Source organism: Streptomyces sp. SP18CS02 (genome assembly GCF_036322365.1).
Lineage (GTDB): Bacteria > Actinomycetota > Actinomycetes > Streptomycetales > Streptomycetaceae > Streptomyces.
Genome location: NZ_JAQYXC010000083.1, coordinates 1 through 24358, shown reverse-complemented (window position 1 = coordinate 24358; position 24358 = coordinate 1). Strand labels below are relative to the sequence as shown.

Below are 24358 nucleotides of genomic sequence, written 5' to 3'. Positions count from 1 at the left end.
TCCGCACGGGGCTGCTGCCCGCACCGCGCCCGGTGCGGGGCTTCCTCGACGAGTTCACCTGGGTCCTGCCCGCCCTGCACATCGGCATCATCGGGATGCTCGTCCTGACCCGCTGGTGGGACTTCTGGACCGGCTGACGACTGCGGGAGGGGCAGCGCCGCAAGCGCGCACGGCCGCCCCGGCCCGTTGTCAGTGGGGTGACTTAGGCTTCATCACTGTGGAGCCCGACCTCTTTACCGCCGCAGCCGAAGAACGCCAGGAGAAGGACCCGTCCAGCAGCCCCCTGGCGGTCCGCATGCGTCCGCGCACCCTGGACGAAGTCGTGGGACAGCGCCATCTGCTGAAGCCCGGATCACCGCTGCGCCGGCTCGTCGGCGAGGGTGCCGGCGGTCCCGCGGGCGCCTCGTCCGTGATCCTCTGGGGGCCTCCCGGCACCGGCAAGACGACGTTGGCGTATGTCGTCTCCAAGGCGACCAACAAGCGGTTCGTCGAGCTCTCCGCGATCACCGCGGGTGTCAAGGAGGTCCGTGCGGTCATCGAGGGGGCCCGCCGTGCGACGGGCGGCTTCGGCAAGGAGACCGTCCTCTTCCTCGACGAGATCCACCGCTTCAGCAAGGCGCAGCAGGACTCGCTGCTGCCGGCCGTGGAGAACCGCTGGGTGACGCTGATCGCCGCGACCACGGAGAATCCGTACTTCTCCGTGATCTCGCCGCTGCTCTCCCGTTCCCTGCTGCTGACGCTGGAGCCCCTCACCGACGACGATCTGCGCGGGCTGATGAAGCGGGCGCTGACCGAGGAGCGGGGTCTGGGGGACGCGGTGTCGCTGCCCGAGGACGCCGAGGCGCATCTGTTGCGGATCGCGGGCGGCGACGCCCGGCGGGCGCTGACGGCCCTGGAGGCCGCGGCCGGCGCCGCGATCGCCAAGGGCGAGAAGGAGATGACGCTCTCCACGGTCGAGGAGACCGTCGACCGGGCGGCGGTGAAGTACGACCGGGACGGCGACCAGCACTACGACGTGGCGAGCGCCCTGATCAAGTCCATCCGGGGCTCGGACGTGGACGCGGCGCTGCACTATCTGGCGCGGATGATCGAGGCGGGGGAGGACCCCCGGTTCATCGCCCGCCGTCTGATGATCTCGGCGAGCGAGGACATCGGACTCGCCGATCCGACCGCGCTGCCCACCGCCGTCGCCGCCGCCCAGGCCGTCGCCATGATCGGCTTCCCGGAGGCGGCCCTGACCCTCAGCCACGCCACGATCGCCCTGGCCCTCGCCCCGAAGTCGAACGCCGCGACGACCGCGATCTTCGCCGCCCAGGCCGATGTCCGCAACGGACTGGCGGGTCCCGTGCCGGCCCATCTGCGGGACGGCCACTACAAGGGCGCGGCCAAGCTCGGCCACGCCCAGGGGTACGTGTACCCGCACGACGTGCCGGGCGGGATCGCGGCCCAGCAGTACGCCCCGGACGAGATCCACGGCAGGCGGTACTACGAACCGACCCGGTACGGCGCTGAGGCACGCTACGCCGACGTGGTCGACAAGGTCCGCGAGCGGCTCCGGGGCGAGGGCTCCGCGTAGGCGCCCGGCGGGCTCATTCCCGGGCCGCCTGGAACAGGGTGTGCATGGCGCGGCGCAGCCCGTTGATCTCCCGCACCGGCTCGGGGAAGTCGAAGCGGGCGTCGAACGACCGTCCGGCCGCGTCACGGCAGCGCACCCGAAGCCCGAACCGGTCCAGCGCCAGGGGCACCACTTTCCGTACGGCGCCGGCCCCCTCGCCCGCCCGCTCGCCGAGCAGGGAGCTGAGCGCCCGCACCTGATCGCCGTGGACCGTGTCCAGGTGCTGCAGCAGCTCGGTCTCGTACGCGGTCAGCGGATCGGGCAGGGCGCGGGCGAAGTCGTCGGGGTCGACGGTGTCCTCGCCCCAGAGGTCCTCGACGTACACCTCCCCGACCTCCAGGCGCAGCATCATGTGGCCGGGCGCGGCGATGCCCGGGGCGCAGGTCAGCCAGCCGTGGATCCGGGCGCGGCCGCGGATGCGGTCGGGGACGGCGACCGGGGCGACGTCGGTGATCTCCAGCACGGCGGGCAGCTCGTCGGCCTGCGCGTGGGTGGCGGCGCGCACGGGCGGGGCGTCGGCCGGGAACAGCAGGAAGATCTCGCCGTCGGTGCCCACCGTGCGGGCGTCGGGCATCAGCTGCCCGGCGCATGCCTCGGATGCCCCCGGCAGGACGAGTACCGCGGAGCATGTACTCTGTACGAGAGTTCGTGTGCGCTCGGCTGCTGACGGCATCCGTGCGATTTCAAGCCCGCTGGGACGCGGCTGACCATGAGCTGATCGGACCTCCGTCACATCGATGCTCTGAGAAGCATCGCTCTTCGTGCTGTCTGTGATGCGTGTGGTGTTCCCAGGGCGAGACATGCGATCTCCTTGAGTAAGGTGAGCCTAACCTAACCTACAACGGAGGTCTGGAGAACGTGCCTAACCAGTCGCGTCCCAAGGTCAAGAAGTCTCGCGCGCTCGGTATCGCGCTGACGCCGAAGGCCGTCAAGTACTTCGAAGCCCGCCCCTACCCGCCGGGCGAGCACGGCCGTGGCCGCAAGCAGAACTCGGACTACAAGGTCCGTCTGCTCGAGAAGCAGCGCCTCCGCGCGCAGTACGACATCAGCGAGCGCCAGATGGCGCGCGCCTACGACCGTGCCAAGAAGGCCGAGGGCAAGACGGGCGAGGCGCTGGTCGTCGAGCTCGAGCGTCGCCTCGACGCCCTGGTCCTGCGTTCGGGCATCGCCCGCACCATCTACCAGGCCCGCCAGATGGTCGTCCACGGCCACATCGAGGTCAACGGTGGCAAGGTCGACAAGCCGTCGTTCCGTGTCCGTCCCGACGACGTCGTGACGGTCCGCGAGCGCAGCCGCACCAAGCCGCTGTTCGAGGTCGCCCGTGAGGGTGGCTTCGCCGCCGACGGTGAGACCCCGCGCTACCTGCAGGTCAACCTGAAGGCCCTGGCCTTCCGCCTCGACCGCGACCCCAACCGCAAGGAAATCCCGGTCATCTGCGACGAGCAGCTGGTCGTCGAGTACTACGCCCGCTGACCCGGACGTCGTACCCCCGCGGTTCTCAGCCCGCCGTCTCCCCGCGCCTTCCGGTGCGGGAGCCGGCGGGCTTCCGCGTACCCGCGGACGTGTCCGGAACGCACTCCGCAGCGCTTCCCGCGGCGTCCGGAGCGCTGCCCGGAGCGCTCTCGGCGGGGTCGTGCGAGGCGCTGTCCGCGACGCCGTCCCGCGCGCAGGCCGTCCGGTCCGCAGGCACGGACCCTTCCCCGCCGCGCGCCAGCGCACGTGCCACCAACCCGTCCGGCGAGAGCCGGCCCCCCTCGGCGACGCACGCCCGGTAGCGCTCGCCGCCCAGCTGCTCCCGCGCACGCCGCTCGCACAGCGAGCGCGGCGCCCCGAAGTAGCCCGAGCCGAACAGCGGCACCCCCACCGCCTCCCACACCTGCGCCGCGGCGCCCTGCAGCACCGCCGCCTCGGCCGGATCGCCCTCGCTGGCCGTCACCAGCGCCAGCAGCTCGACGGCCAGCACCAGGCCGATCAGATCGTGGAAGGCGTGGTCGATGGCGATGCACTCGACCAGCAGCCCGCGCGCCTCCTCGTGTGCGCCGCGGGTCCACGCGGCGTACGCCAGGACGTACAGGGCGTAGGCCCGGGTCCACCGCTCGCCCCGGTCCTCGCAGATCTCCCGGACCGCCCCGCAGAGCCCGACCGCCGTTTCCAGGTCCCCCAGGAAGACCTTGGACATCGCCAGCTCGACCTGCCCCATCAGCACATTGCTGTTCAGCTCGCCCAGCTCCCGGTAGGCGTCCACGGCCCGCCCGAGCAGCTCCTCGGCGCGCGGCATGTCGTCCGAGAGCAGCGCCAGGCACCCCAGCCGATGCGTCGTGTACGCGGCCGCCGCCGCGTTGTCCGTCCGGGCCGCGCCCTCCCCGCACGCGCGCAGCGCGGCCGCCGCCGCCGCGTTGTCCCCCTGCAGGATCGCCACGTATCCCAGCACCCACTGCGCCTTCAGCCGCGCCTCCTCGTGGCCCGACTCGCGCGACAGCGCCCGGTCCAGCCAGTGCCGGCCCTCCGCCAGCCGCCCGCACCCCACCCAGTAGAACCAGAGCGTCCCCGCCATGTGCTGGGCCAGATGCGCCTCGTCCGGTCGCTCCAGGCACAGTTCCAGGGCGGCGCGCACATTGGGCAGGGCGGTGTCGGTGCAGGCCGCCACCTCGGCCTGGCGCGGGCTGAACCAGTCCAGTTCGCACCAGGTCGCCAGCCCCATGTACCAGTCCCGGTGCCGCCGCCGCAGCCGCGCGGTGTCTCCCAGGGCGTCCAGCCACTCGGCGCCGTACGCCGAGACGGTGTCCAGCATCCGGTAGCGCGTGCCCGCCGGGGTGTCCTCGCGCGTCACCACCGACTGCGCGATCAGCTCGCCGAGCACGTCGAGGACCCGCTCGGCCGGCAGCTCCGGGCCGCTGCACACGTACTCGACCGCCTCCAGCTCGAACGGCCCGGCGAAGACCGACAGCCGCGCCCACAGCAGCCGCTCCTCGGGCGTGCACAGCTCGTGGCTCCAGCCGACCGCCGTGCGCAGCGTCCGGTGGCGCGCGGGCTCGCCCCGCTTGCCGCAGACCAGCAGCCGGAAGCGGTCGTCCAGCCGGTGGAGCACCTGCTCCACGGTGAGCGCCGGAAGCCGTCCGGCGGCCAGTTCCACCGCGAGCGGAATGCCGTCGAGGCGGCGGCACAGCTCCCGTATCGGAGGCAGGGCGCCGGCGTCCGCGCGGAAACCGGGCACCGCCGCCGTCGCGCGGTCGGTGAACAGCCGCACCGCGTCGTCCACCGGCATCGGCGCCAGGGGCGTCACCACCTCGCCGTCCACCCGCAGCGGCCGGCGGCCGGTGGCGAGGACGGTCAGCCCGGGGGCCCGGCGCAGCAACTCCCGTACCAGGACCGCGCACTCCTCGACGAGGTGTTCGAAGCCATCCAGGACGAGCAGCAACCGCCGCTCGGAGAGGTGCTCCAGCAGCACCTCCCGGGGCGGTCTGCTGGTGTGATCGGTCAGGCCGAGCGCCTCCACCAGAGCGTGGTCCAGCAGCGCCGGGTCGCGCAGGCCGGCCAGCTCGGCCAGCCGGACCCCCTCGCAGTAGCGTTTCTGCGCCGTACGCGCCGCGCGGACCGCCAGACGGGACTTCCCCACCCCGCCCACGCCGACCACCGTGACGAGCCGGAACTCCGCCAGCAGGCGCCCGAGTGCATCGAGTTCGCCGTCACGTCCGACGAACCGGTTCAGCTCGGCCGGGAGGTTGCTCCGTCGCATAGGACACGGAGAGTACCGACCTCGGAGCACTCCGTACAATCGGCCGGGCCGGGCCGCCCGCCCCGCCGGACCGTAATGCGGTACGGCGGGCGACCACGGGCGCGATAGGCTCGGAGGACGACTTTCGAGGCGTCGTTCGACGATTCCGACCGAGGTCGACGAGCCGAGTCCGACGAACAGAGAGCGGTGCGCAGTGACCGGTGGAGAGGTTGCCGGGATTCTGGTGGCCGTCTTCTGGGCGATCCTGGTCTCCTTCCTGGCCGTGGTGCTGGTGAGGCTGGCCCAGACGCTCAGGGCGACCACCCGACTCGTGGCGGACGTGACGGAGCAGGCCGTGCCGCTGCTGGCCGACGCGTCCGCGACGGTGCGCTCCGCGCAGACCCAGCTGGACCGGGTCGACGCCATCGCGACGGACGTCCAGGAAGTCACCTCCAACGCCTCGGCGCTCTCCACCACGGTCGCCTCGACCTTCGGCGGACCACTGGTGAAGGTCGCGGCGTTCGGCTACGGCGTGCGCCGCGCGCTGAGCCGCAGCAAGGACGACAGGCCGGCCGAGCCGTCCCGGCGCACGGTCGTCGGCCGCACGGTGCCGGGTGCCCGGCGCCGGAACCGGAAGGGCTGACGCAGCATGTTCCGCCGTACGTTCTGGTTCACCGCGGGCGCAGCAGCCGGTGTGTGGGCCACCACCAAGGTCAACCGCAAGCTCAAGCGGCTGACCCCCGAGAGCCTCGCGGCCCAGGCCGCCGACAAGGCGATCGAGACCGGACACCGGCTCAAGGACTTCGCGCTCGACGTCCGGGCGGGAATGCTCCAGCGCGAGGCCGAGTTGGGAGAGGCGCTGGGCCTTGAGGCGCCGGCGGACCCCGCGCTGCCCGCACCGCGCCGTATCGCCGCCCTCGACCAGGGCGATCACCCGTACCCCAAGCATTCGTACAACCGGAATGAGGACCACTGATGGAGTCGGCTGAAATCCGCCGCCGCTGGCTGAGCTTCTTCGAGGAGCGCGGGCACACCGTCGTCCCTTCGGCGTCGCTCATCGCGGACGACCCGACTCTGCTGCTGGTCAACGCGGGCATGGTCCCCTTCAAGCCGTACTTCCTGGGTGAGACCAAGCCGCCCGCCCCGCGCGCCACCAGCGTGCAGAAGTGCGTGCGTACGCCGGACATCGAAGAGGTCGGCAAGACCACCCGCCACGGCACGTTCTTCCAGATGTGCGGCAACTTCTCCTTCGGGGACTACTTCAAGGAAGGCGCCATCAAGTACGCCTGGGAGCTGCTCACCGGCTCCGTGGCGGACGGCGGCTACGGCCTCGACCCCGAGCGCCTGTGGATCACGGTCTACCTCGACGACGACGAGGCCGAGCAGATCTGGCGCGACAAGATCGGCGTTCCCGCCGAGCGCATCCAGCGCCTGGGCAAGAAGGACAACTTCTGGTCCATGGGCGTCCCCGGCCCGTGCGGCCCGTGTTCGGAGATCAACTACGACCGTGGCCCCGAGTTCGGCGTCGAGGGCGGCCCGGCCGTCAACGACGAGCGGTACGTGGAGATCTGGAACCTGGTCTTCATGCAGTACGAGCGTGGGGCCGGCGAGGGCAAGGAGGACTTCCCGATCCTCGGGGAGCTGCCCTCGAAGAACATCGACACCGGCCTCGGCCTCGAACGACTCGCCATGATCCTGCAGGACGTGCAGAACATGTACGAGACCGACACCCTGCGTGTCGTGATCGACAAGGCCACCGCCCTCACCGGCGTCCGCTACGGCGACAAGCACGACACCGACGTCTCCCTTCGTGTGGTCTCCGACCACATCCGTACGTCCGTGATGCTCATCGGTGACGGCGTCACCCCGGGCAACGAGGGCCGCGGATACGTGCTGCGCCGCATCATGCGACGCGCCATCCGCAACATGCGCCTCCTCGGTGCCACGGGCCCGGTCGTCCAGGACCTCATCGACGTCGTCATCGACACGATGGGCCTGCAGTACCCGGAGCTGCTCACCGACCGCAAGCGCATCGAGACCGTCGCCCTCGCCGAGGAAGCCGCCTTCCTCAAGGCCCTCAAGGGCGGCACCAACATCCTCGACACCGCCGTCACCGAGACCAAGGCCGCCGGTGGCGCCGTCCTCGCCGGCGACAAGGCGTTCCTGCTCCACGACACCTGGGGCTTCCCGATCGACCTCACCCTGGAGATGGCCGCCGAGCAGGGGCTGTCCGTGGACGAGGACGGCTTCCGGCGCCTGATGAAGGAACAGCGGGACCGCGCCAAGGCCGACGCCAGGGCCAAGAAGACCGGCCACGCGGACGTCACCGCCTACCGCGCCATCGCCGACTCCGCCGGCTCGACCGAGTTCACCGGCTACGGCTCCACCGAGGGCGAGTCGACCGTCGTCGGCCTGCTCGTCAACGGCCGGCCCGCGCCCGCCGCCACCGAGGGCGACGAGGTCGAGGTCGTCCTCGACCGCACCCCGTTCTACGCCGAGGGCGGCGGCCAGCTCGCCGACCAGGGGCGGATCAAGCTCGACACCGGCGCCGTCATCCAGGTGCGGGACGTCCAGCAGCCGGTCCCCGGCGTCTCCGTGCACAAGGGTTCGGTGCAGGTCGGCGAGGTGACCGTGGGCTCCTCGGCGTACGCCGCCATCGACGTCCGGCGCCGCCGCGCGATCGCCCGCGCCCACAGCGCCACGCACCTCACGCACCAGGCGCTGCGCGACGCCCTCGGCCCGACGGCCGCCCAGGCCGGTTCGGAGAACTCGCCTGGCCGCTTCCGCTTCGACTTCGGTTCCCCCGCCGCCGTACCCGGCACGGTCCTCACCGACGTCGAGCAGAAGATCAACGAGGTCCTCGCCCGGGAGCTCGACGTCCAGGCCGAGGTCATGAGCATCGACGAGGCCAAGAAGCAGGGCGCCATCGCCGAGTTCGGCGAGAAGTACGGGGAGCGGGTCCGGGTCGTCACCATCGGCGACTTCTCCAAGGAGCTGTGTGGCGGTACGCACGTCCACAACACCGCCCAGCTGGGTCTGGTGAAGCTGCTCGGCGAGTCGTCGATCGGTTCCGGTGTGCGCCGCATCGAGGCCCTCGTGGGCGTCGACGCCTACAACTTCCTCGCCAAGGAGCACACGGTCGTCGCCCAGCTCCAGGAGCTGGTCAAGGGCCGTTCCGAGGAGCTGCCGGAGAAGGTCGCCACCATGCTCGGCAAGCTGCGGGACGCCGAGAAGGAGATCGAGAAGTTCCGCGCGGAGAAGGTGCTCCAGGCCGCCGCCGGGCTCGTGCAGGGCGCCAAGGACGTACGCGGTGTGGCCCTGGTGACCGGACAGGTCCCGGACGGCACCTCCGCCGACGACCTGCGCAAGCTCGTCCTCGACGTGCGCGGCCGCATCCCGGGCGACCGCCCGGCCGTCGTCGCCCTGTTCACGACGGCCAACGGCCGTCCGCTGACCGTCATCGCCACCAACGAGGCCGCCCGCGAGCGGGGTCTCAAGGCCGGTGAGCTGGTCCGCACCGCCGCCAAGACCCTCGGCGGCGGTGGTGGTGGCAAGCCGGACGTCGCCCAGGGCGGCGGCCAGAACCCGGAGGCCGTCGGCGAGGCCATCGACGCCGTCGAGCGCCTCGTTGCCGAGACGGCGTGACCACTGCCATGCGCAGAGGCCGTCGCCTCGCGATCGATGTGGGGGACGCCAGGATCGGGGTCGCCTCGTGCGACCCCGACGGGGTCCTCGCCACCCCGGTGGAGACCGTGCCGGGACGTGATGTCCCGGCCGCCCACCGGCGGCTCAGGCAGATCGCCGAGGAGTACGAACCGATCGAGATCGTGGTCGGGCTCCCTCGCTCCCTCAGTGGGGGCGAGGGCCCGGCCGCGGTCAAGGTCCGTGCGTTCGCCCAGGAGCTGGCCCGCTCGATCGCGCCCGTTCCGGTGCGGCTGGTGGACGAGAGGATGACCACAGTGACGGCCAGTCAGGGCCTGCGCGCCTCGGGCGTGAAGTCCAGAAAGGGCCGGTCTGTCATCGATCAGGCAGCCGCTGTGATCATCCTTCAGAACGCTCTTGAGTCCGAACGGGTATCAGGTAATCCTCCCGGCGAGGGCGTCGAAGTGGTCATCTGATCGCGATACGGTAACGTTCCGCGCGATGCGGCGGTGTTCGAACAACTGCCGCACAACGTAGAGGCGGATCGTCCGGAAGCCTCGCGGCTGTTTTGGGGATCGATGACTGAATATGGACGGGGCCCCGGCTCCGAACCGTGGCATCCCGAGGACCCGGCTTACGGGGACCAGGGATGGAGAGGTCAGCAGGCCGACGGCCGGCAGGAGTACTACCAGCAGCCGCAGGACCACGCGCCGTACGGGAACCAGCAGGACCCGTACCAGCAGCCCGGACTGCCCCATCAGCAGCCGCAGAGTTACGGCGACCAGCAGTACGACGCCGGGGGCTACGGCACGGCCGACCACCAGGCCCGGAACTACCAGGGCCAGGACTACCGAGGCCAGGACTACCAGGGCCAGGACTACCAGGGCCTGCAGCACGGCGGTCAGCAGCACGCCGGGCCGCACCAGGGTCAGCAGTACGACCCGTCCCACCAGGGCCGGCAGTACGACGAGGCGCAGTACGCCGGCGGCTGGGACCCCGGTCAGCAGGCCGCCATGCCCTACGGCGGACCCGTCCCGGCCGATCCGTACGGCGGCCAGAACCCCGACCTCTACGGCACCCCCGAGGCGTACCCGCCGCCGCAGCCCCCGGGCCAGCGGCGCGCGGAGCCCGAGCCGGCGACCGAGTGGGAGCCGGAGACCTCCCACGAGACGCCGGGGGAGCAGCAGGAGGAGACCCACCCGTTCTTCTCGGGAGACGACGGCCGCGGCGATGACGACGCCGGCGACGGCCACGACGACGACCCGGCGGCCCCCCGGGGCGGCGGCGGTACCCGTCGGGGCAAGGGCAAGGGCAAGCCGAAGAAGAAGAGCCGCAACGGCCTGGCCTGCCTGGTCGTCGCGCTGGTCCTGGCCGGCGGCGTCGGCGGTGTCGGATACTTCGGCTACCAGTTCTGGCAGAACCAGTTCGGTGCCGCTCCGGACTACGAGGGCTCCGGCAGCGACGCGACCGTCCAGGTCGAGATCCCCCAGGGCGCGGGGGGCTACGAGATCGCCGCCCTCCTGGTCAAGAACGGCGTGGTCAAGAGCCAGGGCGCCTTCGTCTCGGCCCAGGACCAGAACCCCGACGGCAAGAAGATCCAGGCCGGCGTCTACACCCTGAACAAGGAGATGTCGGCGGCGGACGCGGTCAAGGCGATGCTCAACCCGGCCAGCCGCAACGCCCTCATCATCCCCGAGGGCAAGCGGAACGTCTGGGTCTACGAGCAGATCGACAAACGGCTCGACCTCAAGGCCGGGACCACCAAGGACGTGGCGGAGAAGAAGGCGAGCAGCCTCGGACTGCCCGATTGGGCGGTCGGCCACAAGGACGTCAAGGACCCGCTGGAAGGCTTCCTGTTCCCGGCGAGCTACCCGGTCGCCAAGGGCGCCAAGCCCGAGGACGTCCTGAAGAAGATGGTCGCCCGCGCCAACCAGGAGTACGGCAAGCTCGACCTGGACGCGAAGGCCGAGACGCTCGGACTGGAAGGGCCTTGGGAGCTCGTCACGGTCGCGAGCATGGTGCAGGTCGAGGGCAAGTACAAGCACGACTTCGAGAAGGTCTCCCGGGTCGTCTACAACCGTCTCAAGCCCGGCAACGTCGAGACGGTCGGCCGGCTCGAGTTCGACTCGACCATCAACTACATCAAGGCCGAGAGCACGCTCGACGTCGGCACGGTGGCCGAGCTGCGCAAGATCAAGGACCCGTACAACACGTACGACATCCAGGGCCTGACCCCGGGCCCGATCAGCAACCCCGGAATCGACGCGATCAACTCCGCGATCAACCCCGCCCCGGGACCCTGGTACTACTTCGTGTCGGTCAACGAGAACAAGACGGTGTTCTCCGTGACCAACGAGGAGCACAACAAGAACGTGGCGGAGTACGAGAAGGAACGGGAGAAGTCCGAACAGTGAGCCCAGCCAGGCGTGCGGCGGTCCTCGGATCACCGATCGGCCACTCCCTGTCCCCGGTGCTGCACCGGGCCGCCTACGCCGAGCTCGGGCTCACCGACTGGCAGTACGACCGCTTCGAGGTGGACGAGGCCAGGCTGCCCGGCTTCATCGAGGGGCTGGACGACTCCTGGGCCGGCCTCTCCCTCACCATGCCCCTCAAGCGGGCGGTGATCCCGTTGCTCGACGGGATCACCGACACGGCCGCCTCGGTGGAGGCCGTCAACACGGTCGTCCTCTCCCCGGACGGCCGCCGCACCGGGGACAACACCGATATCCCCGGCATGATCGCCGCGCTGCGCGAGCGCGGCGTCGAACAGGTGGAGACCGCCGCCGTCCTCGGCGCCGGCGCCACCGCCTCCTCGGCCCTCGCCGCCCTCTCCCGGATCTGCACGGGCCCGGTGACCGCCTACGTACGGAGCGAGATCCGCGCCCGCGAGATGCGGGGCTGGGCCGAACGCCTCGGCGTCCGCATACGCACCGCCGAGTGGTCGGCCGCCCCCGAGGCACTGGAAGCGCCACTCGTCATCGCCACGACTCCCGCCGGTGCCACCGACGCGCTCGCCAGGGCGGTCCCCGACCGGCCGGGCACCCTCTTCGACGTCCTGTACGAGCCGTGGCCCACCGCCCTCGCCGCGGCCTGGTCGGGACGCGGGGGAGCGGTGGTCGGCGGCCTCGACCTGCTCGTCCACCAGGCGGTCCTCCAGGTCGAGCAGATGACGGGGCGCGCCCCCGCCCCCCTCGCGGCCATGCGCGCCGCCGGTGAGCAGGCGCTCGTCGCGCGTTAGGCTCCCGGCCGGCACACCGGACGGACGCAGGGGCCGGGCCTGAGCGCCGTCGGAGCGGGCCGGCCCCTCGCGGCCGGCGTGGACCGGACCGGCGGGCTCTTCGCAACGACCGTGGGTCCGCTGCCCGAACGGCTGGAGAACACCCTCGCCCGCCCCGGGCCGGCCGCCCTCGTGCCGGCCGGGCGCGCCCGGCTCCGGCGGGTCGTGCCGGCCTCCCCGGCCCCCGGGCGGGGCGGGCCCGCGGGCTGCCCGGGCGTCCGACAACTGGACCGGCGGTCGGATACCCGCCCGGACGTGGGAGGATCGGGGGAAGGCGGGCCAGGGCCGCGCACCCGGTCGCGCCGTCGCAGTTCCAGGCGCGAGACTGAGGAGCACCGTTGAGCAGGTTGCGCTGGCTGACCGCGGGGGAGTCGCACGGCCCCGCACTGGTGGCGACACTGGAGGGTCTTCCCGCCGGTGTCCCGATCACCACGGAGATGGTGGCGGACCACCTCGCCCGGCGGCGCCTGGGCTATGGACGCGGCGCCCGGATGAAGTTCGAGCGCGACGAGGTGACCTTCCTCGGCGGTGTCCGCCACGGTCTGACCATGGGGTCGCCGGTGGCCGTCATGGTCGGCAACACCGAGTGGCCCAAGTGGGAGCAGGTCATGTCGGCCGATCCGGTCGACCCGGCCGTGCTCGCCGAATCGGCGCGCAACGCCCCGCTGACCCGGCCCCGCCCCGGCCACGCCGACCTCGCGGGCATGCAGAAGTACGGCTTCGACGAGGCGCGGCCGATCCTGGAGCGCGCCAGCGCCCGGGAGACGGCGGCGCGCGTCGCGCTCGGCGCGGTCGCCCGCTCGTACCTCAAGGAGACCGCGGGCATCGAGATCGTCTCGCACGTGGTGGAGCTGGCGGCCGCCAAGGCCCCCTACGGCGTCCACCCCAAACCGTCGGACGTGGAGAAGCTGGACGCCGACCCCGTCCGCTGCCTCGACGCGGACGCATCCAAGGCGATGGTCGCCGAGATCGACCAGGCCCACAAGGACGGCGACACCCTCGGCGGGGTCGTCGAGGTGCTGGCGTACGGCGTGCCCGTGGGCCTCGGTTCGCACGTCCACTGGGACCGTCGTCTGGACGCCCGCCTGGCCGCCGCGCTCATGGGCATCCAGGCGATCAAGGGCGTCGAGGTCGGCGACGGCTTCGACCTGGCCCGGGTGCCCGGCTCCAAGGCGCACGACGAGATCCTGGTCACCGACGAGGGCATCAGGCGCGCGTCGGGCCGCTCGGGCGGCACCGAGGGCGGTCTGACCACCGGTGAGCTGCTGAGGGTCCGTGCGGCGATGAAGCCCATCGCCACCGTGCCCCGCGCGCTCGCCACCGTCGACGTCGCCACCGGCGAGGCCGCCAAGGCCCACCACCAGCGCTCCGACGTGTGCGCCGTGCCCGCCGCGGGCATCGTCGCCGAGGCGATGGTCGCGCTGGTGCTCGCGGACGCGGTCGCGGAGAAGTTCGGGGGCGACAGCGTCACCGAGACGGCCCGCAACGTCCGGTCGTACCTCGACAACCTCCAGATCCGGTGAGCGAGGGCCCGCTGATCGTCCTGGTCGGGCCGATGGGGTCCGGCAAGTCCACCGTGGGCGCGCTGCTCGCCGAGCGGCTCGGCGTGCCCTACCGCGACACCGACGCCGACATCGTCGCGGCCCAGGGCCGGGAGATCGCCGACATCTTCGTCGACGAGGGCGAGTCGTACTTCCGTGAGCTGGAGCGGCAGGCGGTCCGTGCCGCGGTCGCCGAGCACGCGGGGGTCCTCTCGCTCGGCGGCGGCGCGATCCTCGACGAGGGAATCCGCGAGCTGCTGTCCGGCCTGCCCGTCGCGTATCTCTCGATGGACGTCGAGGAGGCGGTCCGCCGGGTCGGTCTGAACACCGCCCGCCCGCTGCTCGCCGTCAACCCGCGCCGCCAGTGGCGCGAGCTGATGGACGCGCGCCGCCATCTGTACACCGAGGTCGCCCGCGTCGTCGTCGCGACCGATGAACGGACCCCCGAAGAGGTCGCCCAGGCGGTCCTCGACGCACTGGAGCCACCGCATCTCCCGGGGGACGCCCCCCGGACCCCCGGCCAGGAGAAGACAGCATGACGGACCAGGCAGTGACCCGTATCCAGGTCGGCGGCACGGCGGGCACCGACCCGTACGAGGTGCTGGTCGGCCGGCAGCTGCTCGGAGAGCTCCCGGGCCTGATCGGCCGGCGTGCCAAGCGGGTGGCGGTCATCCACCCCGAGGCGCTCGCCGGGACCGGTGAGGCGCTCCGCGAGGACCTCGCCGACCAGGGGTACGAGGCGGTCGCCATCCAGGTGCCGAACGCCGAGGAGGCCAAGACCGCCGAGGTCGCCGCGTACTGCTGGAAGGCGCTCGGCCAGACCGGCTTCACCCGCACCGACGTGATCGTCGGCGTGGGCGGCGGCGCCACCACCGACCTCGCGGGCTTCGTGGCGGCCACCTGGCTGCGCGCAGTGCGCTGGGTCGCCGTTCCGACGACCGTGCTCGCGATGGTGGACGCGGCGGTCGGCGGGAAGACCGGCATCAACACCGCCGAGGGCAAGAACCTCGTGGGCGCCTTCCACCCGCCGGCCGGCGTGCTGTGCGACCTCGCCGCGCTGGACTCGCTGCCGGTCCACGACTACGTCAGCGGCATGGCCGAGATCATCAAGGCCGGCTTCATCGCCGATCCGGTCATCCTCGACCTGGTCGAGGCGGACCCGCAGGGGGCGCGGACGCCCGAGGGCCCGCACACCGCCGAGCTGATCGAGCGCTCCATCCGGGTCAAGGCGGAGGTCGTCTCCAGCGACCTCAAGGAATCCGGGCTGCGCGAGATCCTCAACTACGGCCACACCCTCGCCCACGCCATCGAGAAGAACGAGCGCTACAAGTGGCGCCACGGCGCCGCCGTCTCGGTCGGCATGGTCTTCGCCGCCGAGCTGGGCCGTCTCGCCGGGCGGCTGGACGATGCCACCGCCGACCGGCACCGCAGCGTCCTGGAGTCGGTAGGGCTGCCCCTGACCTACCGCGGCGACCAGTGGCCCAAGCTGCTGGAGACGATGAAGGTCGACAAGAAGTCCCGGGGCGACCTGCTGCGCTTCATCGTCCTGGACGGGCTGGGCAGGCCGACCGTCCTGGAGGGCCCGGACCCGGCGGTGCTGATCGCCGCGTACGGGGAGGTGTCGGCGTGACGCGCCGCGTCCTGGTGCTCAACGGCCCGAACCTCGGCAGGCTCGGCTCCCGCGAGCCCGACGTCTACGGCGCCACCTCCTACGCCGGACTGGTGGAGGCCTGCCAGGCCCTGGGCAAGGAGCTCGGCTTCGACGTGGACGTCCGCGAGACGAACGACGAGGGCGACATGATCCGCTGGCTGCACGAGGCGGCCGACGGTTCGATTCCGGTCGTTCTGAACCCCGGAGCCTTCACGCACTACTCGTACGGCATGCGGGACGCGGCGGCCCAGCGCACCGCCCCGCTGATCGAGGTGCACATCTCGAATCCGTACGCACGTGAGGAATTCCGGCATACGTCGGTCGTCGCGGCCGTCGCCAGCGGCACCGTCGCGGGGTTCGGCATCGGCTCGTACCGCCTCGCCCTGCGTGCGCTCGCCGACGAACTGGCGGGCTGACCGGCCGGCCGGGCACCCCGGCCCGTCCCCGGCCGTTCCCCTCCTGGCGGCCGGGGAGGGTACGGTTCGGTAACGGGCGACCCGAACGGCCGCCCGACCAGCGTCAGTCGTACGAGACGGAGTGGCACCGGATGCAGCACGCAGTGGGGGCTCCGCTGCCGCCCCACGAGCCGGGGCACGCGACGAGTGGATGGGCCCACCTCGCCCATCACCCCGGCCCCCCGCCGCCCCAGGCCCCTGTGCCTCCGGGAGCGGCCGGACACCAGGCGCCGCCCCAGGGCCCGCCGCAGGCCCCGGGCTGGAGCGCCCCCGGGCCCCAGCACCCGTCCGCGCCACCCGCGCCCGAGAGCACGGGCCACGTCCGGCTGCCGCCGGGTGATCCGGTCGCCGTCCCGTCCGCGCCGTCCACCGAGCGCGGTACGGGGAACGCGACCCTCGCCGTCCTGCTGATCGGCCCGGCCGGCGCGGGCAAGACGACCGTCGCCCGCCACTGGGCGAACAACCGCCGCGTCCCGACCGCCCACATCAGCCTGGACGACGTACGCGAATGGGTCTGCTCCGGTTTCGCCGACCCCCAGTCCGGCTGGAACGACCATTCCGAGGCGCAGTACCGCCTGGCCCGCAGGACCTGCGGCTTCGCCGCCCGGAACTTCCTGGCCAACGGGATCTCCTGCATCCTCGACGACGCGGTCTTCCCCGACCGGCCCGTCGTCGGTCTCGGCGGCTGGAAGCGCCATGTGGGGCCCGGGCTGCTGCCCGTCGTCCTGCTGCCCGGCCTGGAGATCGTCCTGGAGCGCAACGCCGAGCGCAGCGGCAACCGCCGGCTCTCCGACGACGAGGTGGCGGGCATCCACGGCCGGATGGCCGGCTGGTACGGATCCGGGCTGCCGATCATCGACAACTCGACGTACGACGTCGAGACCACCGCCCGGGTCCTGGACGACGTACTCGCCCGCTCCATAGCGAGTCCGCCCTCCTGGTGACCGCGGGGGGCGCGCCCCCCCGCTTCCCACCCCGGTCGGACGCGCTCGACCGGCCGACCGCGGCGCGCACTCGTACGCTCGATACATGTCAGAGGTGTACGCGGAACGCCGCGGAAGGCTCGGTGACCGGTGCGCCGCGGCCGGCAGCACGGCGGCCATGGTCTCCCGCCCGGCCAACGTCCGTTACCTCGCGGGCGGAGCGCCGCCGGGCGCGGTCCTGCTGCTCGGCGCGGGCGACGACGTCCTGCTCTGCCCCCGCACGCCCAGCGGCGATCCGGCCGAGGGGCGCCTCGACGAGCATCTGCGGGTGGCCGTCCTGCCGGTGGCCGGCGGCGATCCCGCGGTCGCGGCCGTCGACTTCGCCCGCAAGGCCGGATCGGACGTGCTCGCCGTCGAGGAGCACCATCTGACCGTCGCCCGCTACCGGGCGATGGGTTCGGTCGCTCCGCGGCTGCGCCTCGCGGACCTGGGAACAGCCATCGAGCAGGAGCGGATCGTCAAGGACGAGGAGGAGATCACCTGCCTCCGGATCGCGGCGGAGATCACCGACCAGGCCCTCGGCGAACTGCTCGAATCGATTCTGGTCGGGCGGACCGAACGGCACCTGGCGCTGGAGCTGGAGCGGCGGCTGGTGGACCACGGCGCGGACGGCCCGGCGTTCGCCACCTCCGTGGCCACCGGTCCCCACTCGGGCCGGGGCGGTCACCGGCCTTCCGACCGCCGTGTGGAGGAAGGAGATTTCCTCTCGGTCTGTCTGGGCGCGAACTACCGCGGCTACCGTTGCGAGATCGGCCGCACCTTCGTCATCGGGAGCACTCCGGCCGGCTGGCAGATCGAGCTGTACGACCTCGTCTTCGCCGCTCAGCGCGCCGCCAGGGAGACCCTGGCTCCCGGCACCGCCTACCGCGACGTGGACCGGGCGGCCCGCCAGATCCTGGACGCGGCGGGCCACGGCGAGGGACTCGCGCCGTTCCTCGGACACGGGGTGGGGCTCGAAATCGAGGAGGACCCGCAGCTGGCACCCGCCGCCATGGGTAAACTGGACGCTTGCGTGCCGGTCACCGTCGAACCGGGGGTCCACATCCCGGGCCGGGGCGGAGTCCGGATCGATGACACGCTCGTCGTACGCCAGGAGGCGGACGGCGGCCCCGAGCTACTCACCATCACGACCAAGGAGCTGCTCGCGCTCTAGCGCGCACACCGGCAGCCACTGGGTCGTCCACCAGCGTCAGTCCAGGAGATTCCGCAACCGTGGCTTCCACGAACGACCTCAAGAACGGCATGGTGCTCAAGCTCGACGGAGGCCAGCTCTGGTCCGTCGTCGAGTTCCAGCACGTCAAGCCCGGCAAGGGCCCCGCCTTCGTGCGCACCAAGCTCAAGAACGTGCTCTCCGGCAAGGTCGTCGACAAGACCTTCAACGCCGGCGTGAAGGTCGACACGGCCACCATCGACCGTCGCGACATGCAGTTCTCGTACATGGACGGCGAGTACTTCGTCTTCATGGACATGACCACATATGACCAGCTGATGGTCGACCGCAAGGCCGTCGGCGGCGCCGCCAACTTCCTGATCGAGGGCTTCACCGCCTCCGTGGCCCAGCACGAGGGCGAGGTGCTCTACGTGGAGCTGCCGGCCGCCGTCGAGCTCGTCATCCAGGAGACCGAGCCGGGCGTCCAGGGCGACCGCTCCACCGGTGGCACCAAGCCCGCCACGCTGGAGACCGGCCACCAGATCCAGGTTCCGCTCTTCATCACCACCGGTGAGAAGATCAAGGTCGACACCCGTGACAGCAGCTACCTCGGCCGGGTGAACAGCTAACCGTGGCTGCCCGGAACAAGGCCCGTAAGCGGGCCTTCCAGATCCTCTTCGAGGCAGACCAGCGCGGTGCCCCCGTGCAGCAGGTCCTCGCGGACTGGGTCCGGCACGCCCGGTCGGACGACCGTCAGCCGCCGGTCAACGAGTACACGATGGAGCTGGTCGAGGGGTACGCGCAGTACGCGGGCCGCATCGACGACCTCATCTCGACGTACGCGGTGGGCTGGACGCTCGACCGGATGCCCGTCGTCGACCGCAACATCCTGCGCCTCGGGGCGTACGAACTGGTGTGGGTGGACGCGACGCCGGACGCGGTGGTGATCGACGAGGCGGTGCAACTCGCCAAGGAGTTCTCCACGGACGACTCCCCGTCGTTCGTCAACGGCCTGCTGGGCCGCTTCAAGGACCTCAAGCCGAACCTCCGCCGGGACTGAGTCCCGCCGGAGGCCCTCGGCCCCCTTCGGCCCCGACAGGAGGCCGGTGAGGGGGGCAGGGCACGCACGAAGGGCCCGCGGCGCACTCGGTGCGCGGCGGGCCCTTCGTGCGCCCGGGGCGCGGCGGCGGCCGACGGCGCCTCCGGCCGCCCGACGAAGAGCCGCCGGGGCGGCGGGCGCCCTGCGGCGCCCGCCGCACCCGGCGGCAACGTTTCTGCTGGACAACCTCGTAAAGAGGCCCGCTCAGGCCTCCTCGTGCGCGACCGCGCGACGGGCGTCCGCGTCCAGCACGCCCCAGCTGATCAGCTGCTCCGTCAGCACCGAGGGGGACTGGTCGTAGATGACCGCGAGCGTGCGCAGGTCGTCCTGGCGGATCGACAGCACCTTGCCGTTGTAGTCGCCGCGCTGCGACTGGATCGTCGCGGCGTAACGCTGCAGCGGGCCCGCCTTCTCCTGCGGGACGTGGGCCAGGCGCTCCAGGTCCAGGACGAGCTTCGGCGGCGGCTCGGCGGCCCCGCCCGGCGTGGTGCCCGGCAGCAGCTCCTGAACCGGGACCCCGTAGAAGTCGGCCAGCTCGGCGAGGCGCTGTACGGTCACGGCACGGTCGCCGCGCTCGTACGAGCCGACCACGACGGCCTTCCAGCGGCCCTGGGACTTCTCCTCCACACCATGGAGGGAGAGGCCCTGCTGGGTGCGGATGGCACGGAGCTTGGCCCCGAGCTGTTTTGCGTATTCGCTGGACATATAGCTCCCGGGACGAAGACTGGTAACTCACTGTGAGGTTACGCAGCGTTACTTGGCTGCGTCAAGCCGAATGGTCCGTACCGACTCTCTTCCAGGGGCGGGGCCGAAGCACCCTTCAGGTGCTGGTAGCGTGGTTGGCGCAATTCCGACGTCCTTTAAGGTCCGTCCCGTGAGGCGGAGAAGGAGGTCCGTTTCGTATGGACGCCAATCATCGTTCCGATGCGGCACGCCCTGTTCTTGAGGGTCCCGACATCGCCCGGGTGCTGACCCGGATCGCCCACGAGATCGTCGAGCGCGCCAAGGGCGCCGACGACGTGGTCCTGCTCGGCATTCCCACACGCGGGGTCTTCCTCGCCCGCCGTCTCGCCGACAAGCTCGAAGAGATCACTGGCCGGAAGATGCCGGTCGGCTCGCTCGACATCACCATGTACCGCGACGATCTCCGGCTGCGCCCCGCCCGTGCGCTGGCCCGCACGGAGATCCCCGGCGACGGCATCGACGGCCGTCTGGTCGTCCTCGTCGACGACGTCCTCTTCTCCGGCCGGACCATCCGCGCGGCCCTCGACGCGCTCGGCGACATCGGCCGCCCGCGCGCCGTGCAGCTCGCGGTCCTCGTCGACCGGGGCCACCGAGAACTGCCGATCCGCGCCGACTACGTCGGCAAGAACCTCCCCACGTCGCTGCGGGAGGCGGTCAAGGTCCAGCTCGCCGAGGAGGACGGCCGTGACGCCGTGCTGCTCGGGGTGCGCGAGACCGCCCCGGCAGGCGAGCAGTAGCCCTTCGGCACGGCACGCCCCCGAAGGGTGTGTGCCCTTCTGCGCGCCCGCATGCCTCGAACCGCAACAAACCCGGAGAAATCCTTCCGATGATGCGCCACCTCATCTCGGCCGCCGACCTCACCCGCGACGAAGCCGTCCTGATCCTCGACACCGCCGAGGAGATGGCCCGGGTCGCCGACCGGCCGATCAAGAAGCTGCCCACGCTGCGCGGCCGCACGGTCGTCAACCTCTTCTTCGAGGACTCGACCCGCACCCGGATCTCCTTCGAGGCGGCCGAGAAGCGCCTCTCCGCCGACGTCATCAACTTCACCGCCAAGGGCTCCTCGGTCTCCAAGGGCGAATCGCTCAAGGACACCGCCCAGACCCTGGAAGCCATGGGCGTCGACGCCGTCGTCATCCGGCACGGGGCCTCCGGCGCCCCGTACCGCCTGGCCACCTCCGGCTGGATCGACGCCGCCGTCATCAACGCCGGCGACGGCACCCACCAGCACCCCACCCAGGCCCTGCTCGACGCCTTCACCATGCGCCGCCGCCTGGTCGGCCGTGACGAGGGCCTCGGCCGGGACCTCGCCGGCCGGCGCATCACGATCGTCGGCGACGTGCTGCACAGCCGCGTCGCCCGCTCCAACGTCGACCTGCTGCACACCCTGGGCGCCGAGGTCACCCTCGTCGCACCGCCGACCCTGGTCCCGGTCGGCGTCGAGAGCTGGCCCTGCGAGGTCTCCTACGACCTGGACAGCACCCTGCCCAAGTCCGACGCCGTGATGATGCTGCGCGTCCAGCGCGAGCGCATGAACGCCGCCTTCTTCCCCACCGAGCGGGAGTACTCGCGGCGCTACGGGCTGGACGGCGAGCGGATGGCGCGGATGCCCGGACACGCCATCGTCATGCACCCCGGCCCGATGGTCCGCGGCATGGAGATCACCGCGGAGGTCGCCGACTCCGATCGCTGCACGGTCGTCGAGCAGGTCGCCAACGGCGTCTCCATCCGGATGGCGGTCCTCTACCTGCTCCTGGGCGGCGCGTCCTTCGACGAGAAGACCGCGTCCGCCGCCAACCACGCCCGTATCGAGGAGAAGTAAGAGACATGAGCAAGATCCTGATCCGTGGTGCCCAGGTGCTCGGCGGCGACGCCCAGGACGTCCTCATCGACGGCGAGAACATCGCCGAGGTGGGCCCCGGCCTCAGCGCCGAGGGCGCCACGGTCGTCGAGGCCGGGGGGCGGGTCCTCCTGCCCGGTCTGGTCGACCTCCACACCCACCTGCGCGAGCCTGGCCGCGAGGACTCCGAGACCGTCCTCACCGGCACCCGCGCCGCCGCCACCGGCGGCTACACCGCCGTGTACGCCATGGCCAACACCTTCCCCGTCGCCGACACCGCCGGCGTCGTCGAGCAGGTCTACCGGCTCGGCCAGGAGTCCGGCTACTGCGACGTACAGCCCATCGGCGCGGTCACCGTCGGCCTGGAGGGCAAGAAGCTCGCCGAGCTGGGCGCCATGCACGAGTCCGCGGCCGGTGTCACCGTCTTCTCCGACGACGGCAAGTGCGTCGACGACGCGGTGATCATGCGACGCGCCCTGGAGTACGTGAAGGCGTTCGGCGGCGTCGTCGCCCAGCACGCCCAGGAGCCCCGCCTCACCGAGGGCGCCCAGATGAACGAGGGCGTCGTCTCCGCCGAGCTGGGCCTCGGCGGCTGGCCCGCCGTGGCCGAGGAGTCGATCATCGCGCGGGACGTGCTCCTCGCCGAGCACGTCGGCTCGCGGGTGCACATCTGCCACCTCTCGACCGCCGGCTCCGTCGAGATCGTCCGCTGGGCCAAGTCCCGCGGCATCGACGTCACCGCCGAGGTCACCCCTCACCACCTCCTCCTCACCGACGAGCTGGTGCGCTCCTACAACCCCGTCTACAAGGTCAACCCGCCGCTGCGCACCGAGCGCGACGTGATGGCGCTGCGCGAGGCGCTCGCCGACGGCACGATCGACATCGTCGCCACGGACCACGCGCCGCACCCGCACGAGGACAAGGACTGCGAGTGGGCCGCCGCCGCCATGGGCATGGTGGGCCTGGAGACCGCGCTGTCCGTCGTCCAGCAGACGATGGTCGAGACCGGTCTGCTCGACTGGGCCGGCGTCGCCGACCGGATGTCCTTCGCGCCCGCCCGCATCGGACGCGCCGCCCACCACGGCCGCCCCGTCTCGGCAGGTGAGCCCGCCAACCTGACCCTCGTCGATCCGGCTTACCGTGGTGTGGTGGACCCCGCGGGCTTCGCCTCCCGCAGCCGCAACACCCCCTACGAGGGCCGCGAGCTGCCGGGGCGCGTCACCCACACCTTCCTGCGGGGCCGGGCAACGGTCATGGACGGGAAGCTGGCGTGACAACTCTGATCGAAATCGCAGCCGAACAGAAGTCGGCGGAGGTGACCGACTGGGCCGCGCGCCTCGGCTGGGTCGCCGGACTGCTGCTCTTCGTCGCCTTCGTCTACTGGCTGATGCGCCAGGGATGGAAGTGGCGCGGCAGTCTCCAGTCGGGCCTGCCGGAGCTGCCCGCCGCGCCCGAAGCGCCCGGCGAGGCGAAACTGACCCTGACGGGGCGCTACCACGGCTCCACCACCGCCGGACAGTGGCTCGACCGGATCGTGGCCCACGGTCTGGGTACCCGCAGCCGTGTCCAGCTGACGCTCACCGACGCGGGCCTGGAGGTCGTACGCCCCGGCGCGAACGACTTCTTCGTCCCCGCGGCGCAGCTGCGCGGGGCCCGGCTCGACAAGGGCATCGCGGGCAAGGTCCTCGCCGAGGGCGGCCTGCTGATCGTCACCTGGACGCACGGCGACAAGCAGCTCGACTCCGGCTTCCGCGCCGACCGGGCGGCCGACCACGCCGACTGGGTCGAAGCCATCAACTCCATGAACCACATCAGCACGACGGAAGGCACCGCACGATGACGACCTCCACCAGGGCGACCGCCAAGGTCCCCGCCGTACTCGTCCTGGAGGACGGCCGCACCTTCAGCGGCCGCGCCTACGGGGCCGTGGGGGAGACCTTCGGCGAGGCCGTGTTCTCCACCGGCATGTCCGGCTACCAGGAGACCCTCACCGACCCGTCGTACCACCGGCAGGTCGTGGTCATGACCTCCCCGCACGTCGGCAACACCGGCGTCAACGACGACGACCCCGAGTCCGGCCGCATCTGGGTCTCCGGCTACGTCGTCCGCGACCCCGCCCGCGTCTCCTCCAACTGGCGCGCCACCCGCACCCTCGACGAGGAGCTGGAGCGCCAGGGCGTCGTCGGCATCTCCGGCATCGACACCCGCGCCCTCACCCGCCACCTGCGCGAGCGCGGCGCCATGCGCGTCGGCATCTTCTCCGGCGACGCGGTGGCCGACGGGGCCACCCTGCTCGCCAAGGTCCAGGCGCAGCCCCAGATGAAGGGGGCGAACCTCGCCGCCGAGGTCGCCACCAAGGAGGCCTACGTCGTCCCCGCGATCGGCGAGAAGAAGTTCACCGTCGCCGCCGTCGACCTCGGCATCAAGGGCATGACCCCGCACCGGATGGCCGAGCGCGGCATCGAGGTCCACGTCCTGCCCGCCACCGCCACCGCCGAGGACATCTACGCGGTGAACCCGGACGGCGTGTTCTTCTCCAACGGACCCGGCGACCCCGCCACCGCCGACGGCCCCGTCGCCGTCATGCGGGCCGTCCTGGAGCGCGGGACGCCGCTCTTCGGTATCTGCTTCGGCAACCAGATCCTC

At 71.7% G+C, this 24358-nt stretch carries 24 protein-coding genes and 1 pseudogene; 22 read left to right on the top strand and 3 right to left on the bottom strand.

Going from position 1 to position 24358, the window contains the following annotated elements; translation table 11 throughout:
* Together PUR26_RS34510 and PUR26_RS00520 are read left to right on the top strand one after the other, a co-directional pair.
* Positions 1–137 (top strand): annotated as a pseudogene (locus PUR26_RS34510) (vitamin K epoxide reductase family protein); the annotation flags it as partial.
* 80 nt (positions 138–217) lie between these two features.
* Complete coding sequence (locus PUR26_RS00520) at positions 218–1576, top strand: replication-associated recombination protein A (protein WP_329868123.1); 1359 nt, start codon at positions 218–220, stop codon at positions 1574–1576.
* Positions 1577–1589: 13 nt separating this feature from the next.
* Here PUR26_RS00520 and PUR26_RS00515 read toward each other — a convergent pair whose 3' ends face one another.
* Positions 1590–2288: a DUF2470 domain-containing protein gene (locus PUR26_RS00515; RefSeq protein ID WP_329868122.1), complete on the bottom strand. Its 699-nt coding sequence runs from the start codon at positions 2286–2288 to the stop codon at positions 1590–1592.
* Positions 2289–2473: 185 nt separating this feature from the next.
* Here PUR26_RS00515 and rpsD point away from each other — a divergent pair, with 185 nt between their 5' ends.
* Complete coding sequence (gene rpsD / locus PUR26_RS00510; protein WP_329868121.1) at positions 2474–3088, top strand: 30S ribosomal protein S4; 615 nt, start codon at positions 2474–2476, stop codon at positions 3086–3088.
* Positions 3089–3113: 25 nt separating this feature from the next.
* Here the strand turns inward: rpsD and PUR26_RS00505 are convergent, their stop codons facing one another.
* Positions 3114–5351, bottom strand: a complete 2238-nt coding sequence (locus PUR26_RS00505) for an ATP-binding protein (RefSeq protein WP_329868119.1) — start codon at positions 5349–5351, stop codon at positions 3114–3116.
* Between the two features lie 193 nt (positions 5352–5544).
* On the opposite strand from PUR26_RS00505, the gene PUR26_RS00500 reads away from it, so the two are divergent.
* The 14 genes from PUR26_RS00500 to nusB all read left to right on the top strand — a co-directional run bounded on the left by PUR26_RS00500 (position 5545) and on the right by nusB (position 19089).
* Entirely contained in the window at positions 5545–5973 is a 429-nt protein-coding gene (locus PUR26_RS00500; protein WP_329868118.1) for a DUF948 domain-containing protein, read from the top strand.
* A 6-nt stretch (positions 5974–5979) separates the two neighbouring features.
* On the top strand, positions 5980–6306 hold the full coding sequence (locus PUR26_RS00495; protein ID WP_329868116.1) for a DUF6167 family protein: 327 nt from the start codon (positions 5980–5982) through the stop codon (positions 6304–6306).
* On the top strand, positions 6306–8975 hold the full coding sequence (gene alaS / locus PUR26_RS00490; protein WP_329868114.1) for an alanine--tRNA ligase: 2670 nt from the start codon (positions 6306–6308) through the stop codon (positions 8973–8975). Before PUR26_RS00495 ends, alaS begins: the two co-directional genes overlap by 1 nt.
* An 8-nt stretch (positions 8976–8983) precedes the next feature.
* Complete coding sequence (gene ruvX, locus PUR26_RS00485; RefSeq protein ID WP_329868124.1) at positions 8984–9448, top strand: Holliday junction resolvase RuvX; 465 nt, start codon at positions 8984–8986, stop codon at positions 9446–9448.
* Positions 9449–9550: 102 nt separating this feature from the next.
* Complete coding sequence (mltG, locus tag PUR26_RS00480) at positions 9551–11386, top strand: endolytic transglycosylase MltG (protein ID WP_329868113.1); 1836 nt, start codon at positions 9551–9553, stop codon at positions 11384–11386.
* Entirely contained in the window at positions 11383–12210 is an 828-nt protein-coding gene (locus PUR26_RS00475) for a shikimate dehydrogenase (protein ID WP_329868112.1), read from the top strand. The genes mltG and PUR26_RS00475 overlap by 4 nt, the downstream gene beginning before the upstream one ends.
* Before the next feature lie 377 nt (positions 12211–12587).
* On the top strand, positions 12588–13772 hold the full coding sequence (gene aroC / locus PUR26_RS00470) for a chorismate synthase (protein WP_329868110.1): 1185 nt from the start codon (positions 12588–12590) through the stop codon (positions 13770–13772).
* Between the two features lie 32 nt (positions 13773–13804).
* Positions 13805–14329 (top strand): shikimate kinase, encoded by a 525-nt coding sequence (locus tag PUR26_RS00465; protein WP_443076915.1) that lies wholly within the window; start codon positions 13805–13807, stop codon positions 14327–14329.
* A complete protein-coding gene (aroB, locus tag PUR26_RS00460) occupies positions 14326–15420 on the top strand; it encodes a 3-dehydroquinate synthase (RefSeq protein WP_329868106.1) in 1095 nt (364 codons plus the stop codon). Before PUR26_RS00465 ends, aroB begins: the two co-directional genes overlap by 4 nt.
* Entirely contained in the window at positions 15417–15857 is a 441-nt protein-coding gene (gene aroQ, locus PUR26_RS00455; RefSeq protein ID WP_329868104.1) for a type II 3-dehydroquinate dehydratase, read from the top strand. Before aroB ends, aroQ begins: the two co-directional genes overlap by 4 nt.
* Before the next feature lie 131 nt (positions 15858–15988).
* The gene (locus PUR26_RS00450; RefSeq protein ID WP_329868103.1) at positions 15989–16840 is read left to right on the top strand and encodes a Pro-rich N-terminal domain-containing protein; all 852 of its coding nucleotides are present in this window, start codon (positions 15989–15991) and stop codon (positions 16838–16840) included.
* Positions 16841–16925: 85 nt separating this feature from the next.
* Positions 16926–18032 carry an aminopeptidase P family protein gene (locus tag PUR26_RS00445; protein ID WP_329868101.1) on the top strand — a complete coding sequence of 369 codons (1107 nt, stop codon included), beginning with the start codon at positions 16926–16928 and terminating at the stop codon, positions 18030–18032.
* A gap of 59 nt (positions 18033–18091) precedes the next feature.
* Positions 18092–18658, top strand: a complete 567-nt coding sequence (gene efp / locus PUR26_RS00440; protein WP_329868099.1) for an elongation factor P — start codon at positions 18092–18094, stop codon at positions 18656–18658.
* A 2-nt stretch (positions 18659–18660) separates the two neighbouring features.
* On the top strand, positions 18661–19089 hold the full coding sequence (gene nusB / locus PUR26_RS00435; RefSeq protein ID WP_329868097.1) for a transcription antitermination factor NusB: 429 nt from the start codon (positions 18661–18663) through the stop codon (positions 19087–19089).
* Positions 19090–19332: 243 nt separating this feature from the next.
* On the opposite strand, the gene bldD is transcribed toward nusB, so the two are convergent.
* Positions 19333–19833, bottom strand: a complete 501-nt coding sequence (bldD, locus tag PUR26_RS00430) for a transcriptional regulator BldD (protein WP_093608484.1) — start codon at positions 19831–19833, stop codon at positions 19333–19335.
* Between the two features lie 197 nt (positions 19834–20030).
* Between bldD and pyrR the strand changes: the two genes are divergently transcribed.
* The 5 genes from pyrR to PUR26_RS00405 all read left to right on the top strand — a co-directional run.
* Positions 20031–20609, top strand: coding sequence for a bifunctional pyr operon transcriptional regulator/uracil phosphoribosyltransferase PyrR (gene pyrR / locus PUR26_RS00425; RefSeq protein ID WP_329868093.1), 579 nt, complete (start codon positions 20031–20033; stop codon positions 20607–20609).
* An 89-nt stretch (positions 20610–20698) separates the two neighbouring features.
* Positions 20699–21694 carry an aspartate carbamoyltransferase catalytic subunit gene (locus PUR26_RS00420; protein ID WP_329868092.1) on the top strand — a complete coding sequence of 332 codons (996 nt, stop codon included), beginning with the start codon at positions 20699–20701 and terminating at the stop codon, positions 21692–21694.
* Between the two features lie 5 nt (positions 21695–21699).
* Positions 21700–22986, top strand: a complete 1287-nt coding sequence (locus tag PUR26_RS00415) for a dihydroorotase (RefSeq protein ID WP_329868090.1) — start codon at positions 21700–21702, stop codon at positions 22984–22986.
* Entirely contained in the window at positions 22983–23552 is a 570-nt protein-coding gene (locus PUR26_RS00410) for a PH-like domain-containing protein (RefSeq protein ID WP_329868088.1), read from the top strand. The genes PUR26_RS00415 and PUR26_RS00410 overlap by 4 nt, the downstream gene beginning before the upstream one ends.
* The coding region (locus PUR26_RS00405; RefSeq protein WP_329868086.1) for a carbamoyl phosphate synthase small subunit at positions 23549–24358 on the top strand (810 nt) is incomplete at its 3' end. The genes PUR26_RS00410 and PUR26_RS00405, both read left to right, overlap by 4 nt.